Source organism: Izhakiella capsodis (assembly GCF_900115045.1).
Classification (GTDB): domain Bacteria; phylum Pseudomonadota; class Gammaproteobacteria; order Enterobacterales; family Enterobacteriaceae; genus Izhakiella; species Izhakiella capsodis.
Genome location: NZ_FOVC01000009.1, coordinates 113,189 through 132,114 on the forward strand (window position 1 = coordinate 113,189; position 18,926 = coordinate 132,114).

Below are 18,926 nucleotides of genomic sequence, written 5' to 3' on the forward strand. Positions count from 1 at the left end.
AAAATAATCATGTTACACCTGCCGGGCATTAAGCACTCACCGGGCGCGTTGCTGATGCTGGCATTGATAACGCTCAATCTGCTTGCCTGGGGACTGGCGTTTTATCTGTTTCATCAGACACCTGCCCTGATGGCCGCCAGCCTGCTCGCGTGGAGCTACGGCCTGCGTCATGCGGTAGATGCCGACCATATTGCGGCGATCGATAATGTCACGCGCAAAATGATGCAGCAGGGTCAGCGCCCCTGTGGTATCGGTGCCTGGTTTTCTCTTGGGCATTCGACTATCGTGCTGCTGGCCTCCATGGCTATTGCAGCAGCGGCCAGCGCTTTCGGTCAAAAAATAGCGTGGCTTCACCAGGTCGGAAGTACCATCGGCACCGCGATCTCCGCCTTTTTCCTGCTGATGATGGCGTTGGTTAATCTGGTGATCCTGCGTGACCTGTGGCATCGCTTCGCCACACTCAAACGCGGTGAATCGGGTCCGGATGATGAACAGACCACCGCCGTCGGCGGTATTGCAACCTGGCTGTATCGCCCGGCGTTCCGTCTGGTAAGCCGGAGCTGGCATATGTATCTGGTTGGCTTGTTGTTTGGTCTGGGATTTGATACCGCCACGGAGATCGGCGTTCTGGGTTTGTCAGCCGTTGGCGCGGCCAGGGGGATGTCAGCCTGGTCGATCATGGCTTTCCCGCTCCTTTTTGCCAGCGCTATGGCGCTGGTTGATAGTCTGGATAACCTGATTATGCTCGGCGCTTACGGCTGGGCATTTAACAAACCCCAACGTAAGCTCTATTACAATATGACCATCACCGCGACTTCCGTTGCAGTCGCGCTGGGCATCGGCGGGCTGGAAGCGCTGGGGCTGATGGCGGATAAATTTGCGCGAAAAGGCGTGTTCTGGCAATGGGTTGGCCGTCTGAATGACAGTCTGTCCAACGCCGGATTTGTCATTGTTGGGCTGTTCATCCTCTGCTGGCTGGTATCACTACTCAACTACTACCTGCGTCGCTATGATGCTCTGCTAAGTGGTAAGCACTAATTAAACCAGCTTTGACGCTCAGCGTAAACTCAAGGGAGTTTCTGCCCTGAACCCTGGTCGCCAGCAGCTCGGACTTTCGGCGAATGACGTCGCGTTCAGACGACACTGTCACTACGGATGAGCAGCCGTATTTAATCAAAAAATCGCTGATGTTGAACGCTATCAATCGTTGCGGCTGTCGCTAAGCGCCTGTATCCCTTTTTTTCATTTATTCTGGCCTGACATCCAACGTCTTCAGGCGTTTTATCAATGCCGTTTGTCGACGTTAATGCGTTATCCGACTTAAAAATCACATCCTCATCACACGACAAAACCTTTTTTGGCTGGCTCACTATCGGACTGCCATTATTTTACTAAGATTAATCTGGACACGGACTAATCCCGTGTTTTTATCAAAATATTAATGGAGATAGCGATGGAACTTGTAAAAGAAACGGAACTAACCAGGCGCGTATCCTGGGGCAGCATCATCGCCGGTGTTATAACGGCAATGGCGGTATCCCTGTTACTGACCACGCTGGGCACCAGCCTTGGGCTGTCAATGCTTTCACCTCAGTCCGAAGACATGATCAATGGCGCAGATACGGCGGTTATGATTTGGTCAGTTATCTCAATCGTATTGAGCCTGGCCTGCGGTGGATTTGTGGCGGGCAGGCTGGCTGGTGTAGATGGAACTATTCATGGCTTCCTGTCATGGGCCACCTCCCTGTTGGTTGCCTCGGTACTGGGCTTCGCCGCCGCTGGCAGCGTTCTGCATATGGCTGGAAGCGTAGTAGGCGCAACAGCTTCTGCCGCAGGTTCCGCCGTGAGTGGACTGGGCAGTGCAGCAGGTAAAGCCACAAGCGCAACGGCAGATATCGGCCAGAATATCGCTGACAGGCTTGGACTTAATACGCAACTCACTGCTTCGCAGACAGACAGTCAGGTTCTGAATGCCTTACGCAAAAGTAACATTAAGGAACTTCAGCCTGAGTACCTGCAATCACAATTGCAAGCGGCAGGGAGCGACGTTGCAACTGCAGTTAAAGACCTGGCGGTAAACCCCGGCAACAGCGATGCCATTTTCAATGATCTGAGCAATAAATTGACCTCGCGGGGTGAAACGATCGGCAAGGGCGTAGACAGGAACGAGGTTAAAAAAGCGCTGGCGGAAAATACCCGTATGACGCCGGAAGAGGCTAACAAAGCCGTCGACAACTTTATTCAGGCACGTGACAAAACCGTTAAGGAAGTCGACGCGCGTATGGCGCAGCTTCAGACTAACCTCAATCAGGCGAAAGCACAGTATGCACAGTTCGTGCAGCAGGCTAAAGAAAAAGCGGATAACGCTGCTCACGCCGCTGCAAAAATTGCGCTGTGGTCATTCTTCGCCCTTCTGGTGGGCGCAGTCATCAGCGCACTGGCAGGTCTGTGGGGCGTGAACACTCACTCTTCACGCCGCAAAGTCCGGGCGTAAACGACTGAATCGGATAGAACCACGTGCTCTATCCGTTAGTCTTGCTTTTCGGCTGTCTGGACCCGCTTCGGGCCCTGTAAAAAAAGGCCTGCAGAGTCATCTGCGGGCCTTTTTGCTGGGAACAATAATTGTCCTGGATCCAGACACCGATCATTTGCTGGTGAGATAACCGGCAACAGATTTGCTTTATCAGATAACGCCAGCAAGTTGATTCACAGAGAGGCTGTTACAGGATGCCCATTTCCGTGCTGACGGTTTAGCCTTGTTGACTGAACCACAGGCCGCGAATGACTCAGGGGAGGTCATCGCCTCTTACTCCGTCATCAGGTCACCGTTTATGCGTGTGATTTTCTGATCTCTCCATCATTCAGAATAAAGGTCACCCGCCCACTCCAGAACTCCGCGATGAAAACATCCTCGCCATTTACCGATACCTTTTTCATCTCATCTTTAAGCCACCGGACATCTTTTTCAATCTCACTCAGTGCATGCTCCCTGGCTTTGCCATCTTTCATAATGATAACCGAAGGCATTGCCGATCCCTCGCAGACAGCAGTGATCTGTCCGCTCGGCTCAATCTGCGCATAGACGATTTCCTGAAAGGAGTGGATCCCCTGCGTATGCAGCTGAGATGATACGTTCAGAATATCTATTTTGTTCTTCTTATTGGATATTGTCTCAATAAGAAACTTTCCTTTCTTGATGATGGGAATGGGCTGACCTATCGTTACACTGCGAAAGAAATGAACGTGCTTGCTTATCGCGTTAAGCAGAGAAATCAGACCGACGCCAATAAGAAGCACCAGGGTATATTGATATAAAGGAATAACGTCACTGTAAATGACGCCGCCAATGATCCCACCCAGCACGAAGTTGCCGATAAAATCGATCGGTGTCATTTGCGACAACTGCGTTTTACCCGACAAGTTAAGATGAGTGATGACGATAACAAAGCCGATGATGAACTTTACTAATACGTACCCATAATATTCCATGCTCTCATTTCTCCCTAAGAGGTAGCTAAACTAAGACGCTGCAAAGCACTTTCTGATAGAGCAATTTGCATCACCCTTTTAGTTTCCTGAGCCTTTAAACAATTTTGAAACATTATAAGCCCCTTTTGTCGCATTATTCCCAGCCTTGTTGAGCGTTTTGCTGACGTTTTTGCCAATATTTGAGGTTGAAGGCTGGAAGGTTTTGGCGTCACCGCCGAGCGGGCGGCTCGCACCCACCCTGACTTCTTCGGTGAATTTTCCAGTATATCCGGTAACCGGTGTGTTCAGATTATTGGCTAACTGCTGAGCCTGGGAAGCCGGGCCACCATACGCGCTGTAACAGCTTTGCATCGTAACCCGGTTAACATAGCCGCCCTCTTTATTAATCACGTTTTTTATCTGCTTTGTCAGCGAAGCGCCAGATGCCAGTCGATCGGTCTGCGTCGCAAAGGGAGCCCCATGCGTTTTGATGGTTAAATTCTTGGTTTTTGTATCGAACTCATAGCTGGCTTTACCTATCGATCCCTGACTGAAGCTTGAATCGCCTGAAACTCCTGACGTATTCATCAGCCCCAGTGGATCAACCCAGACGGTAGGGTTAGGAGCATACTGATAAGAGTTTTCTCCACCAGCGAGGCCCAGCGGGTCCTGAGAGATAAAACGACCAGTATCCGGGTCGTAATAGCGATAGCGGTTATAGTGTAGTCCGCTCTCTTCATCATAATACTGCCCCTGGAAGCGCAAAGACTGTGCCGGCGATGCGTCCTTGTTTTTCTGCGACCGATCATGAATACGCGTTTTACCCCATGCCATATAACCGGTGCGCCAGACGATCTTACCCTCTGACGAGGTCATCTCACGCGGGGTGCCAATCTGATCGGTATGATAATAGTAAATTTCCGGCTCCATACTGGCACGCTGAACAATCTGTGCCAGCGGGATGAAGCTGGCTGGGGGATACAAATAAATCCTTGTCTGATCGGTTTGGGTTTCATTCACCAGACGATCTTCATCCCATAAAAACATCACCGTGTTATCCTGATGCTTTTTATAAATCCTGCGCCCCAGCGCATCGTAGCCATATACCGTGGTTTGCTGCCTGCCGTTACTGATCATCGTTAAGCGTTCAAGCTGATGTTCAGGATCGTAGTACAGATAAAGGTGCTTGCCATCGCCGGTAATTTTTTCCTGAAGGTTACCGTAGCGATCGTAACGATAATGATTGTTTTGGTAGCGTATCAGGCGATTATTCATCACCCTATTTTCACTCGTTGAAACGCCAGGTTCTACCGGATTACCCGCGGGATCGAACGAAAAGCACTCACTGCCCGCGCTGATCAGTCTGTCCTGAGAGTCATATCGATACTGCGTCACCCCCTCATACTGATCATGCATCAATTGCAAATTACCGGCCTTATCATATTGATAATGACGCGAGATAACTGGCGCAGAGAAGTCTGAGACGGCGTCTGCTGCAACGTGCTGGGTGGTGAGTTGTCCTATGGGGCTATAACTAAAATGACTGCTTAAGAGGCCCTGGCTGCGGAAAACTTCACGATGCATCTTATCTCGTTCCATCATGCAAACGGGCTTCCCGTCAAGGTTGATCTGCAGTAAATGGCCCGACCCATAATAGAGGTAATCAATTCGCTTACCATCGGGAAGCAGGGTCTGACTACGCTGACCATGACTGGCGTACTGGTGCTGAAGAGTCTGACTTTTACCCATAGTTTCGCTGGTCTCCGACACCAACTGGTTGAGCGCATTGTAGCGGCGCGTGACCGTACTATGGCTATTTCTGGCCAGGATCAAAAAACCGGCTGCATTGTAATCAAAATAGCTATGTGCCGAAGTGTTCTGTGCTGCGTTCCTGATGATTTTCTCAATGATAAGGCCCTGATCATTGTAACGGAAGGTGGTCAATATCCCCGGGGCGTTCGGGTCGCACGCAGTGGCAGAAGCGGGGCTGCCATATTCCGTTTTTTCAATCAGTTTGCCAGCAGCGTCATACCGGTAGCCTGTCACCCCATTATCAAAGCCTTTCTCCCGCAGAATATTATCGTTGTTATCATACTCTATGTGATAATCAGCAGCGTTTTCATTGGTGAGTTTCACCAGCCGACGAGCGGCATCATAGTGATAACTAAAATTTTCGTTGTGAGAGTTGATGCGTTTTAGCGGGAGTCCATCCAAGTCGAGTTGCCAGACGGTCTGCGCTCCGAGAACATTACGGCGCTCCGTCAGGCGTCCATATTGATCATAGGCGTTGTATTCACCAGAACCATCAGCAAACAAGCTTGAAAGCCGTTTTCCCTGCGCGTTATACGTTACGATGGTTTGCGTACCATCCGGAAACTTAAGTGTTGTCACGCGCCCCTCATGTTGATAGGTCAGACGGGTGACATAGCCGGAACAGTCAGTCCAGGAAACCAGCTGACCTTCCGCGTTATAGCGCATCTGACAACGTATAACGTCTTCACATGTAATCGCCGTGGTCAATCCCCTGTTATTGAAAAGATAGTCTGTTCTCTGCCCCAATGGATTAATCACGCTCATCGCGTTGTCTTCAGTGCAATATTCATAGTGCGTAGTCTGTTGCATTACGTCAGTTATCGCGCTCAGACGCTGTCGGTTGTCATAACGAAAGGTTGTCCGGTTACCTGCGGTATCGGTCCGTGAAGTCAGTTTGCCATACGGTTCATAAGTATGATGGGTTTGCCCTCCTCCAGGTAAGGCAAACGTGACAGGCCGGCCGAGGGTATCCAGCGTTGCCTGGGTTGTCTGTCCATTAGCGTCGACAAAGCCAATAAAAGCCCGAGCGCTGTTGTACTGATAGTGCGTAACCCGTCCTAAAGGATCGGTGACCCGGGTTTCACCGTCGGAATAATCAAATCGCCAGACTTGTCCCAGATTGGTGGTATGGCGAACAACTTTGCCTTTCGGCGTGTAGATGTCATATTCGTAGCGGGCAATCAGCCCGCCGGGTTGCCGGTGTTCAGTAAGTATATGATTGGTATAACGGAATTCGCGACAAATCTGTCCTTGAGCATCGAGGACACTAATCAGATCACCTTCATCTGAATAGCCGTAGCTTACCTGCGTTTCTGTAGAGCAATCCTTTTCCTGTTTTTTCATTAAAATAACCTTTTGTAACCGATGTACCTGCTGGCCGTCAGGCAGAGAGAGGGTAATGAATGCCAGTTTCAACCAGCGACCCGCCGCATCCTGTATCATATGGGGCAACCCGGCATCATCATAAAAGAGACGTATAAGATTGCCGTTGGCGTCCTCAATTCCAGTCAGGGGTAAATAGAGCGCTCTTTCTCCCTGCGGATCCTCTTCCCCTGCGGCCAACGGCGAAAACAGGTATCGCAACCGGCAATCTGACGTTGTAACACAGTAGCGACCATTATCTTCGCGCGAGAAAAAGAGCTGCTCATGGCGGTCAAAATGGCTTTGTCCTGCCCTAAGAATGGGAAGGTGAAAGACGCGCCCCTGGCTGTCAATTAACCTCATTCCATCAGTTTGGCGCAGTAAGCGCCAGCTGAAAGGCAAAGACCATCCCTGCCCGAGCCAGCCGTTACCTGTCTGATCGGAAAAGTAACTGCGCTGCCAGAACAACGATAAAGGTGCGGATAACACAAAATCCAGCTCAGCCTCACCCGTAAGAAATTTGATCCCTGAAATGGGGTTTACCGGATGACCAGCTCCGGGACAATCTTTCTCCACTTGCTTATTTTTACTATCCTTAACCGCAATGCCATCCTCTTCAGCTTTTCCCTGCGTTGATGCATCACCGGTTTTCTTTTCTGCATTCTTCACCGCCTGTTTTTCCTCGGTCTTTACGATCTCTTTTTCAGACGTTTTTAGCGCCCCTTTTTCTGCTGTTTTCGTCGTTTCCTTCAAAGCACCCTTTTCAAGCTGTTTTAATGCTGTTTTTTCAGCCTGTTCTAATCCCACTTTTTCCGCCGTTTTTATCACCGCTTTACTGACTGCCATGCCGCCTTTTACGCTATATTTAGTGATTTTAGCTCCGGTACCAACCCCAGGCACAAGGTCCAAGGCAGCGGAACCTAGTGAAATCGCAGCTTGTTCATAATTACCTTCCTCGGCATAAAGGGCAGCATTCGCACCATCAAACACGGCACCTACCTCGGGAATGCCCCCTGCCAAATCTAAACCGGTATGAACATAATCCTTTATTTTATCGAAGGCTTTCTTCTCTTCATTTTTATAAAATCCCCAACCGATTAGTAATAGCTCTAGCGGATTATGCCCACTCGCTGAAACATTTGGTTTTGGCTCATTGATCAGTACGCCTGCGGTATTTCCCGAGGAAGAGAATTCAGGAGATTTTGAGGCAATCTCCAAAAGATTGAAAGCTTGGTTTTCATTAATCATCGGTTTTCCTATTCATGTCACCATAAAAATGCGACGCGGCGGACATCGAAAGATGATGTAAATTTTCTTTCTCTGACTGGCTGGCGTTACCTCTTTTTGGGAGAAACTTTTTTCAGGTCCTGCTGTTCAAGATTAAATTACTGTCAATCTATCCATGAGAATAAATACGCTCAGCAATATTAAAATCTTGAATATATTCTCGCTTGGGACTGTTCTCCACTGATGAGTATCACCGACAGCGCGAACATGAAGATAATGCGTATCCGTATTAACTGATATCATCTGATGAAGATGATCAGCATATAAAAAAAACCAGAAAACTCTACTGTACATGATTAACCGTTGAATAAAGCCACGATCGACTTCTCCTAAGTGAGCAGCGTAGTTGAGTATCGAATCACACTGATTAAGCCCTTTACCATAAACATCAAAATACGTCATTATGCCCTTGAATGATGCGTCATAGTCTAGAACCACTTATCCAATATGGAGATAAATATACCAACCGAATTAAACTGTAATTTTTATCTTAATCACCAGACAGATTAAAGGCTAACGTTTTTTTAAGTCACGATCACCATAAATTAAATAAAGATTTTTATTTAAGAAATACGTCAGAGATAATAAAGACATAATGCTGGTATTTTATTAAATATAAAGCAAATCAGAACCTAGCCAGTCATGAAATTTTCTCATTAACAGATCGCGATTAAGGTCATTGGCAAAGAGATAATGTGCCAGCTTATATGAGCGTAGAGCGGCGCCCTTTCTAATACCGTTGATGCGTGAGTTGTAACCCGACGTCCAATACAATCACGATCATTAAGATGAATAAATGACGGAGCCAGGGTGATGCGATGTCTCTGTAGAAAAGTTGCTGCAGGCTCAATATTTCAGGTTGTTAACCTATCGTTGAACGAAAAAGTATATTAACAGTTAAGCGAAAAACACCTTTTCAAACTGAACACCAGAAGCAGCGAATAGAGTGAAATAGTGAGCATACTGGATTCGAAGACGATAATCACATTCACTATGACCGGAGGCTGCCCTGGGGATTATCAGATAACGGCTTCGCTCATCGCATCATTATAGAAAAGCCAACATTCATAGCGCTGGCTACACCTGCAGCAGTGCCGTTTTGGTCAGAAACCCGTTGGGCCTAATCGCGTTTAAACTCTGCGCTGAAATTTCATCTTTCAATACAGGCACCGACTATATACTTGAGCACGTATTCTCTCAGCTCGAAGCGCAGAATTCAGCATGAGGCTACACAGTACTCGGCTCAAACCTCCTTCGGAGATTCTCATTCTTTTCTGACCACAAACCAAAAAACCTGCTTTTTTAAGCAGGTTTTACTATCTGGTCGGTGAGAGAGGATTCGAACCTCCGACCCCTTCGTCCCGAACGAAGTGCGCTACCAGGCTGCGCCACTCACCGATGGGGGCGGATATTACTGCCAGCCAGGCTCGTCCGTCAAGGGTTTTAACGCGCCTGAACGCCGTTTGCCTGGAAACGCAGCGGAGATACTTCAGGCCAGAAAGCAGCCCACGCCCTGAAAAAATTCACCGTACTTTTGTCATCGGCGGTGACTGATTGTTAGCAGGCGGCGCGAGGCCATTATTTATCTGATTAGTGACCCCAGCCGGCGAGATATAGCCAGATAACCCATGATGGTATCAAACAATTCGGCATGTCGATGAGTCACACCGGCGCGCTGCTGCGCTTTCAGCCTGTCGAAGGCACTTTCCTTATTGACCTTCGCCAGCCAGGTGTCATAAGAACAGAAAATCATCGGGACGCAGAACTGCTCCGTCGGTGCCATATTACGAGGTGTGCCGTGGAAATACATATTATCGCTAATGGATTCGCCATGATCGACGGTGTAGAACACTATCGCCTATTTATCATGTAGCTGGTCGATACTGCTACCCAGCATAATGTCAGCGTAGGGTAGCGAATCATCCTATACGTTGACCAGCTGTTATTTCGTACAGACGTCATCCACACTCAGGCATTCAGGCTGATAACGGACAAAACTACGCGGTAGCGATGATAGTACAGATAATTCAGCCTCTGGTATGAAGAATAACCAGAAGCTTGCCCCCAGGATGACGATCGACATAGGCTATTAATTCCGGGACCAGCAGCATGTCATCAACCGATTTGCACGGGTTACGCTTTTCAGCGCCGATCTGCTCGCGAAAGGCGTAACTATCAACATCAGTGTTGTTATAAAACCAGACTTAACGTAATCCATTCGGAGAAGGTTACCAAGTTAAGTGAGTTGGTTACCGAAGATTATTGGAATAAGAAACATCTCATCGCATATTTAAGAATTCAAAAATTTTATTTAATAAGAAATTTTTTCTGAAAAAGTGAATGCCGGAAAGCTTTCGGTATCAAACCATCAAGAGATAATATATGCTTATGATAATAATAAATATATATAATCAGAGCAAAGGTAACGTTGATCAAAGCCTTTTCCTTTTCCGTATCTACGGGCAGATAAACCTCCTCACCGTCAATTTTTTTAATTTTTACGGTGGGAACATTAGCTTCTGAATGAGCAAGTGTACGCTGCTGAATTTCATCTTCTGGATTATCCGCTAATCCGTTCAGAAGGATAGATAAGGCTACATTACTTGCCAGTTAATTTGGCATCTCTTAGAGGCGTCACCAACAATCCGTTGCAAATATATCGCTTAATATCCCAATCCACCCTCACAATCTTACAGTTATCACTCGTATTTATCTCAGCTTTCAGGGCATAAATGCTCTCCTCTCTATATAGTTCTATGGCAAAGAAATCTGCGCCCTGCTGATGATGCCTCGATGGCGGAATGCGTGATAAGAAAGATAAAGCGGTATAACTTGTTCGCAGGATAGATACTTTCATCCTCTACCAGAACAGATGGTTATTTATTTTCCGACAATGATCTGATTTCTGCCAGAATAAGGTATTTATCAAAATAATTTAAGATATCCGTAGTGTTGGCTATCAGCCTGCTGTCTGCATTATCTATACTATCTGTAGCTTCTTTACAGAGTTTTCAGATGCTATTCAGATAATTCCACCTGGTTGATGGAACTGGAATACCTGGTTTTTATGATTGCATTTCAGGGCGAGAAGTAAATGAAAGAGCTGAAAAATAATCCTATCAGAAAGTTTTCCTTTACTGAGTCACACAGTAAATCCTGAAAGATATTTTCTTTATTTTTTTCAATATTTTTTACTTCAGTGATTTCATCATGGTACTGAGAGTACCAGTCTGCAATACCATTAGCGTTCTCATTAATTCCATTTTTCCAGCTGTGAAAAAAATAAAAAGTGGGTGTAAAATAAAATCTCACCTTACTTTTAAAATACCCTCTGCTACAGCTGACTGGATGACAGAGAACAGGACTCCAGGAAGGATATTTTCTGATGTTACGCTACCGGGCATAAGCGTATATCCCTGAGTGGAGGAACAATACTTTTAGATGAGAAAAATATCAATAATTCTTATTGAGAATCATATCAATGAGTGCTTATTTAATATCGGGCGGCACAAACGTGCCACGGCCAGACCACATAAAAAGTAGCCGGGTAACATATATTTTTCATCATGTTACCTGGCCATATCTGCTAAAGAAAGCGTTAAAATGACAGCGAATCAACGTATTCGCCGCTATCTGGCTTTATCCCTGTTACCCTATGGACATAATTCAGGGTTATTCACTGGTTGAATATAAGTCAGGGTGTAATGCAGTGGCTCGAAAGACGTATTGGGGATTCGCAACTCTCCCGTGCAGGTTGAACGTTCATCATGGTTATCTTTTTGGAAAAAATCGTACAGCGAGGATCTATCCAGTAGATACGCCTCCATTTCGCATTCAGAAAACCTATTATACTCACCGCTACGCGCTGCATATTCATTATATCTGATGATATATAAGCCATCATTCACATGGTGAAATCCGCTAAATCAACGAATTTAATCAGTGCTGCGTCGCTTCCTGAGATGACAGACACTCTGTCGATTTCTTATCTTGCAGCGGAATGAACCTTTTCAAGCCCATAGAACGGTTCGGCCGATACGTCGTGCATAAACTGCTGAAAAGGAATACCTAAGTGGTTAAGTGGGTTGTAGAGCTTTTTCTCTTGTGCTACGGAATGAATCTGTTTACCCAAATTGGACCGGGTTACCGGTGGGCGGTTTTCCATCCCCCTATACAAAGTACCCCAGCGATTCACTAATGGCTGATTATTTACATTGGCGATTTTGGTTGATATACCTCCACTTTTCTTGCCCTTGGCGAGCGATGAGAGGAGTGCATGTTTATTTAAAATCTGAGACGCTTTACTATCTAAACCGTTGATTATCATGATCTTTTTATCCCTTTAGAGGTGAACGGAAGTGGTATTGGGTCTGATACTCAGTGACATAAAAGCTCACATCAGGAAAAAAAGGGTGTCTAAAAAATCGGTGTCAATAATTTCTCTATTTATCAGACAATTAGCCCTTAACCTATGAAACCTTTCCCATACCATTGAGTTTCAAGCGACTATATTAGCTATCTGAGGTTTTATTTCTTTCAAAATTCGATTTTTCATGGTCGCAGGTGGCATATTGTAAATAAGAGGGATGCGTTATCGAAAGCCGTCGGGTTGATAATCAGTGTAAATTGGCGCTTAGTAAAAATGACAGGTTTCACAGCAGTTAAAGAAGGGTCTTAGCGATCCTTTTAATCTACGGTGATCATTTGCACACAAGTGAAAAGACGCTAAGGCGGGTTGACGCCCATTCTTGAAATCATGTGCCTTGACAGTACAGGCAACCCGCGCACAGGCGGTTTGTAGCATCAACTCTCTTCAAATCCATCTGTCGCTGGCTGCGGTAATCAACTTTAGCCAAACTGGACAATATTTTATCATACTCAGTTAGATTAGTTTCAATGCGGTCGATGTGCTTTAGCAAATCATCAATAAATTGCTGAACCTGACGTGGTAAACAGCTCCTCTGTTCAGAAACCATGCTACGCAGAGCATCAACGTTCCCAGACATAGCGAATACCAGGCATAAAGGCCGCACTGTACCAGTAGAATGTCTAACTCATCAATAAGTCCGCGCAGTCATCGAAACCAGATAACGGCTTGCACACGTCACCTGGGGAGTTTGACATAACCTGTTATCATTGCCCGCCAGGTAAACCTATGCATTGCTGTAACAGGACTGCTCGCCTTGCGTAGAGCAGTATCAACATTCTCCCCGCCGCGAAACCTTCCTCGTTTACTTTTATCAGGCTCCAGCCAACAGCCATGCTGCAAACAACTCAACATCAACAGTCATTTCCACAGAACAAAGTTTTAATGTTTGTATTATTAAGAGACTACTTAAGAATTTCGAACTGTCAGCTTTATTTTTTTAGTTTATCTGTATATTCTATGTGTAAATCGGTATCGGGGATAGAATAATTTGCAATAATCACATTAAATCTAATTATAAATTCACCACCACTCATTATGAGATATTTAATATTTTATGCTACCTCATAATTTAAATAAGCGCAGACAGAATCCTGGTCAAACATATCATTAAAAAATGAACAAATTATTACAAACCCGATCCTTTATGAATTTATATTATTTCAATTCGCGAGCATTAAACCTCTCCAGATTATAAACGTAGGAGTTCCAGTACAGAACCCCTAAATCAACAACAAGTGACTGTCAGCTCAGGCCTGAGCTAATACTAATTAAATATACCATTGACCCTTGCCGTTTATGAATCTGTTTTCAGTGAATTTGTAACCAGCCTGAAGAAGCACTTCTGTATATCGGGAATTTTGTAGGCTTCGCTTATTCCTATTAACTTTTACTATGTTCCCTGAGCTGTTGACTTCAAATCCTTCAGACAGTTGTAAAGTAAGAGATGCAGCACTATCTGCATTGGACATCAAAAAATGAGATCTCCAGCGCGGGTCTTTTAGTTTCTTTATAAATTCATTCCTATGCCAAGGATGAATATTAGCATCATCATTCATTTCAAGCCCTGCCCTTATGTAATCATCAGGTATTTCTGATGGGTTTGATAACAAATGATTCAACATATCAGTAATGCTTCCTCCAGCAGTATTTATATAAAAAATATCACGAGTACCTGTGAAATGTGTAGCTTCATGAATAACTGTCAACTTAGTTTCTGTAGTTGATGAACTAAGGTTAAAAAATATTGTGCGCGTATTATCGTGAGGATTGCAATACGCTATCAAATATTTTTCACGATCATTTTTATAAAAAAGAATATTATCTTCGTTAAGATTCAGATCTTGCATATTATTATTTCTATTTTTTAATGTTTGTAACATTTCTTCAATGAGATCAGGGTCATTAACCCCAGTCAGAGAGGATATATGATCGAATATCATGGCTCTGGACGCTGGCGTCGCGTCAGTGGCCAGGGCGGCGTCAACCACATCATTTGCCTTGTTCAGAACAAGATCAAGACCTGAGACATGCGTTAATAAATCCTCGGCCCGGGAGGTCTCTGTAGCTGTTGTAATAGCGGATACTCCACTGTTTCCGCGGCCTATCAATGTGCCACCTCTATGAGTTAATGCATTGATCATGTGTGGTAAGTAGTTTTCAACATCTGAAATGATATCTACTGGTACAGAATGAGGAGCGTTTAAGGACTGATCAATACTTTGGAAGCTACTCAATTCTATATCTTGATTTATCCTGGATCTACCAAAAAAGAAATCTAAGCAGTACAGATTATCCTTATTTCCGGGAGTGAAACCTTTTGGAGGAAGCCTTTCTTTATTGCTGACAGGCGAGGTCATTTCCATTTTATCAATAGTCATATCTGAAGCGAATGTGATCATGCTATCTTCTGTTATTGCTTTAGGCATACTGATTAGCTCTTTAAACTTAGAGTAACCACCCGTAATTATATTATGGCTGAAAGGAATGGGATTCAGAATTCTAAGTGTGAGTAATGATCCTGATTTAGCAATTTGAGGTGTTTCTTTTATTAATCCGCGAAACGCGGACATAAAAGTTTCCCTGGCAGCCACTTCAGAAAACTTTTGCATAGATTTTCCTATCAATGAACTGAATTCTGCAATGCGACTTAACTCCGCTATGGCTGAAAGTGCTAAAAAAACGCCCTCTACAGTCTCATCTCTTTTACTAATAACATAACCTGGGTCATCTATCTTTTTCCTTGCAATAAGCGCAAAGGGTATAAGGCCAAGGGCAACATCTCCGCGGTTAAAAACATCGTCTGAATAGTATTCAATTTTATCCGAAACTTCTTTAAGAGTATGATTAAACTGCGTTCTGACATTAGACTTAAGGTCTTCTTCAGTATTTTGTTTTTTAATTTTGAATACAGAAAAAAACTTTCCATCTATATCTATCGAGTTACCATTTGATAACTTAGGAAGGTGAGACCCAATAGCGGATATATTCACAACCACGTCATCACTATTGTTATCTACAGGGTAAAATGATGTACTTACTTCGTCCGGTTTAAAGTAAAATGGTATAAATGAATTTTTTAATTCCTGAGCCGAGAGTTTCATGATAAAAGGCAGATCTGCTATTTTATTGCCTTTGAAAATCTTAATATAGAACATACCCTCTGCTGTATATGATACTATAAATTTTCCATTCGAAGTTTGCAGTATAGACATTTCATCTTCTCGTCCATTGATAAATGGACTCGAACTTACTACGTTTAATCTTTCATTCCTACAATTTAGATGTTGGAGATTCCATTTATTTATAACTTTCGAATTTAACTCTTCCTCGCTAACACCACTCATAAAAAGTAAAAGGTTTGATAATTTTGTGGCTTCTGTGGATAAATCATCTCGTCTGTAACTGACAAATTGGTTTGCATAATCCTTAAAGCTAGCACACTGAGATCGTGGTTTTAGTGAATATACAGACTTATAGGATTTATGATAATCATCAAGGAATTTACTGTCTAAGAAAGATAACTCCGCACTTCTGAAAAGAGCAGTGATTTTAAACGGTGATAAATTGTGCCATAATATTTTTATCCAAACTTTTTCCAGATCACTAAAATTTTTTACGTCGGTACCACTGAGATTTTTCTCAATTAACTTGGATAGTTGATGTGTGATATTGCTATTGTTTTTATCATAAAATACAAACCAATGGAATGCAGAATATATTTCTAAAACCTTTGATTCAATAGTTGAAGCATGTAAAACATGTTCATATATATTGAGCGCCTGCTTTGTTGTCATGTTTTTGCAGTCATATAAATATTCAACTGCAGCAACTTTAGAATCTTCTATTTTTTCAAGATCTGTAATAGGTGGAGTTCTCTCTATTTTGTTTTTTGGTTTTAGAAATGATTCATCGGAGTCCTTGTTTTTCAAATGATCTTTAACTATATCAAGCAAGATAGATCGATCATCTAAGTCAGAATTCAAATAATAGTTTTCAAAAAGCAAAGATTCCAATTTTTCATTTATTTTATTGTGAGATATCTCAGTCTCATTGAATTTTAAACCATCAAATATGTTGTTAATTTTATTTGTGTTATCTTTAATAATGGTCAGTATCGCATTACTATGAATCTCGTCTATTCCACTTATCTTATCCAGGTCTTGATTGACCAGTTCTTTGAATAAGTTATTTTCAGAGTTAATCAAATGCTTTGAATATTCATTAGATAACACCCGCTGAAACCTGGTGTATCTATTCATTAATACTCTAATTAATACCTTTGTATTTTTAGCATAGGTATTTAAAAGATAACCATTAATTGTAAGATTACTCAAAAATGCGTTAATAAACTCAATTCTTTTTTCCTTAAAGGTTTTATCCCAATTGCTAAGCTCTTTTAATACCTTTATTTGTAATGAGTGATTTTCTGCATCAGGGAATTTTAGAATTTTATCTAATAGTCTGCTGGAAAAAAATAAATCACGAGTTTTAAACTCGTCGGGAACGGAAGATAATAACTTTACGTATACGTTTTCTTTTGCAATTTTTTTCGCAATTTCATGTATATTTTTAATTCCATCGTCACCGGTTATACTACCATGAATAAAACTGCCAACCAACTTATTATTCTCAGTTAAACCCTTCGATAAGTTCAATAACGTATGGTATTCCAATGAATTTTTATTCAGTAAGGATATTTTTTCCGGCCCTGCTTTAGAAAAAACAGTATTTAACATCTCAGTAATTTCTTCAATGATTATTGTAGCCACTCGTGTATAATCATTGGGCGTGCCGACATCAGGATTATAAATGCTCGCCCTGAATAAATTTTTATCCATTTTATCAAAAAACTTTCTAACATACCCACTATCTGATGGAATTATTTTATTATTGAATAATTCATTAATTTCTTCCCTTCTTTTCAATTTGTCTTTTTGTTGCTGTGTCGATAGCGCTCCATCGTAATTCCCTAAAATATTTAGCGTTTTCTGAAGATCAAATATTACCTGAATATCCTCTTTTCCCATAATTATTGCACTGTTAATAATTAATTCTATCTTATCAAAAATCAATTTATTTAAATTACTAACAGCGAAGTTCGTTTCGATATCTGTTTCGTTTTTAAAAATCTCATTCAACATTGCATTGATTAGTTGTATTGCATCTGGGTTTTTAATTTTAGTGAAAATTGAGTTTCTAAAAAAAAGTTCCGCCTGCATCTTGTTTATCTCTTTTTTATGAAGTAGTTCCTGAGGCGATCTAGGTTTTTCCAAATGTGAGTTGATAAGTTTTCTTTCTTGGCTGCTTAGATGAACTTCAAAGATCTCACTGATTCCTTTTAATTCATCCAGCTCAAGTTTCGACAGGATAAAAGGATATTTATCCAGAAGATTGATGCGTTCAAGAAGCGTATCTCGAACTTTCAGAGATAATTTAACTAAATTTAGCTTACCATTACTTTCGTCATTTTTGTGAGATATAACCCCAGGATCTAATCTGGCATTTTTTATTATATCCATTATTATCTCAGCAATTTTATTACTGATGTTCAAGTGTGGAAATATATCATTCATGACACTCTCATCAGTAACAGTGTTATCTGTATACAACCGGAATTTTAGAGGTTTGCTTACCAAAGCTGATATTATGGGTTGTTCATCATCTAAACCCTCTGTATTAAGGGTTGGGATCACTGAATCCGAGCGTCCAGATGTAAGGCGATTATAAATATAACAACCCGTCCCCACTCCTAACGTGACTCCAGCTGCAATAGTCGTTTTACTCTTCAGGGCCTGTATATATGGTGTTGTCACCGATGCCACAGCGGCGCCTGTCACCAGAGGCAGTAAAGCCTCCCCACCACTCCGGCTTGTTTCTGCCGAGGTTACCTGCGTTTCCGGCATCTCGGTGTGTACAGGTAGGCTGTCAGTCTCTTTCGTCAACGGCTCAGGATAAGCGATGGCATCACATTTCGTATTAAAATGCGCGTTGGTTACAACTTTTTCGTTTATTCGCTGGCGGCTCTCAGTCTTAACGTCTGTACAATACAGCAGGTCTGAAAGACCACTCTCCTGCCGGAGTTTATCCACAGCCAGATAATGCGCCTGTTCAGGCAAAGAGAGAGGGGTATTTCCCCCGGTCGCAGGGGCCGGCCTGTTCTGTACCGTCGCTCGGGTGTAAGCCTCGGGGCTGGCTGTTGAATTTGACGAAAATGCGGTAAGCCGTGGTATTGAGGAAGAGCAGGAAACGGCTGCATCGCATACCTCTCTGGTCAATTCTGCCTCGGTATCCACCTCAAAAGCTGGCGCACGTTGTGATGTGCCGGTATTTTCAGGGATTGCCGCGCCGGACGGCAGACTGCCCGCCATATTTCCCAGCGCAGCCCAGTAATGACTGGCGCGGATAAAAATATTAGCCATAAAGGCCGGGACCCTCAGAACACCGCGCTGCGGGGCCCCTGCGTCTTTCATCCAGCGTCCCGCCACAATGGCCGTAATCGCCAGGGCTGTAAACAGATGGATGGAAGTCTGATTTTCTTCGTTGCCCATAAGAGGCTGCAGAAAAGTCT

General features: G+C 43.5%; 6 protein-coding genes, 1 tRNA gene and 2 pseudogenes. 2 read left to right on the forward strand and 7 right to left on the reverse strand.

Annotation, left to right across the window (positions count from 1 at the left end; genetic code table 11):
- The first annotated feature begins 9 nt into the window (after window positions 1-9).
- Entirely contained in the window at window positions 10-1,038 is a 1,029-nt protein-coding gene (locus tag BM191_RS12860; protein WP_092878803.1) for a HoxN/HupN/NixA family nickel/cobalt transporter, read from the forward strand.
- A gap of 415 nt (window positions 1,039-1,453) precedes the next feature.
- Entirely contained in the window at window positions 1,454-2,494 is a 1,041-nt protein-coding gene (locus BM191_RS12870; RefSeq protein ID WP_092878807.1) for a CAP-Gly protein, read from the forward strand.
- Between the two features lie 335 nt (window positions 2,495-2,829).
- Here the strand turns inward: BM191_RS12870 and BM191_RS12875 are convergent, their stop codons facing one another.
- From BM191_RS12875 to BM191_RS12915, 7 genes and pseudogenes are all read right to left on the reverse strand, one after another.
- Window positions 2,830-3,489: a DUF421 domain-containing protein gene (locus tag BM191_RS12875; protein WP_092878809.1), complete on the reverse strand. Its 660-nt coding sequence runs from the start codon at window positions 3,487-3,489 to the stop codon at window positions 2,830-2,832.
- Between the two features lie 78 nt (window positions 3,490-3,567).
- A complete protein-coding gene (locus BM191_RS12880; protein ID WP_092878811.1) occupies window positions 3,568-7,890 on the reverse strand; it encodes an RHS repeat-associated core domain-containing protein in 4,323 nt (1,440 codons plus the stop codon).
- Window positions 7,891-9,250: 1,360 nt separating this feature from the next.
- Window positions 9,251-9,327 (reverse strand) — tRNA-Pro (locus tag BM191_RS12890).
- A gap of 125 nt (window positions 9,328-9,452) precedes the next feature.
- Window positions 9,453-10,133 (reverse strand): annotated as a pseudogene (locus tag BM191_RS16595) (sulfatase-like hydrolase/transferase); the annotation flags it as partial.
- A 1,781-nt stretch (window positions 10,134-11,914) separates the two neighbouring features.
- On the reverse strand, window positions 11,915-12,256 hold the full coding sequence (locus BM191_RS12905) for a hypothetical protein (protein ID WP_092878820.1): 342 nt from the start codon (window positions 12,254-12,256) through the stop codon (window positions 11,915-11,917).
- Between the two features lie 402 nt (window positions 12,257-12,658).
- Window positions 12,659-12,926 (reverse strand): annotated as a pseudogene (locus tag BM191_RS12910) (IS110 family transposase); the annotation flags it as partial.
- 700 nt (window positions 12,927-13,626) lie between these two features.
- Complete coding sequence (locus tag BM191_RS12915; RefSeq protein ID WP_092878822.1) at window positions 13,627-18,906, reverse strand: hypothetical protein; 5,280 nt, start codon at window positions 18,904-18,906, stop codon at window positions 13,627-13,629.
- Window positions 18,907-18,926: the final 20 nt, after the last annotated feature.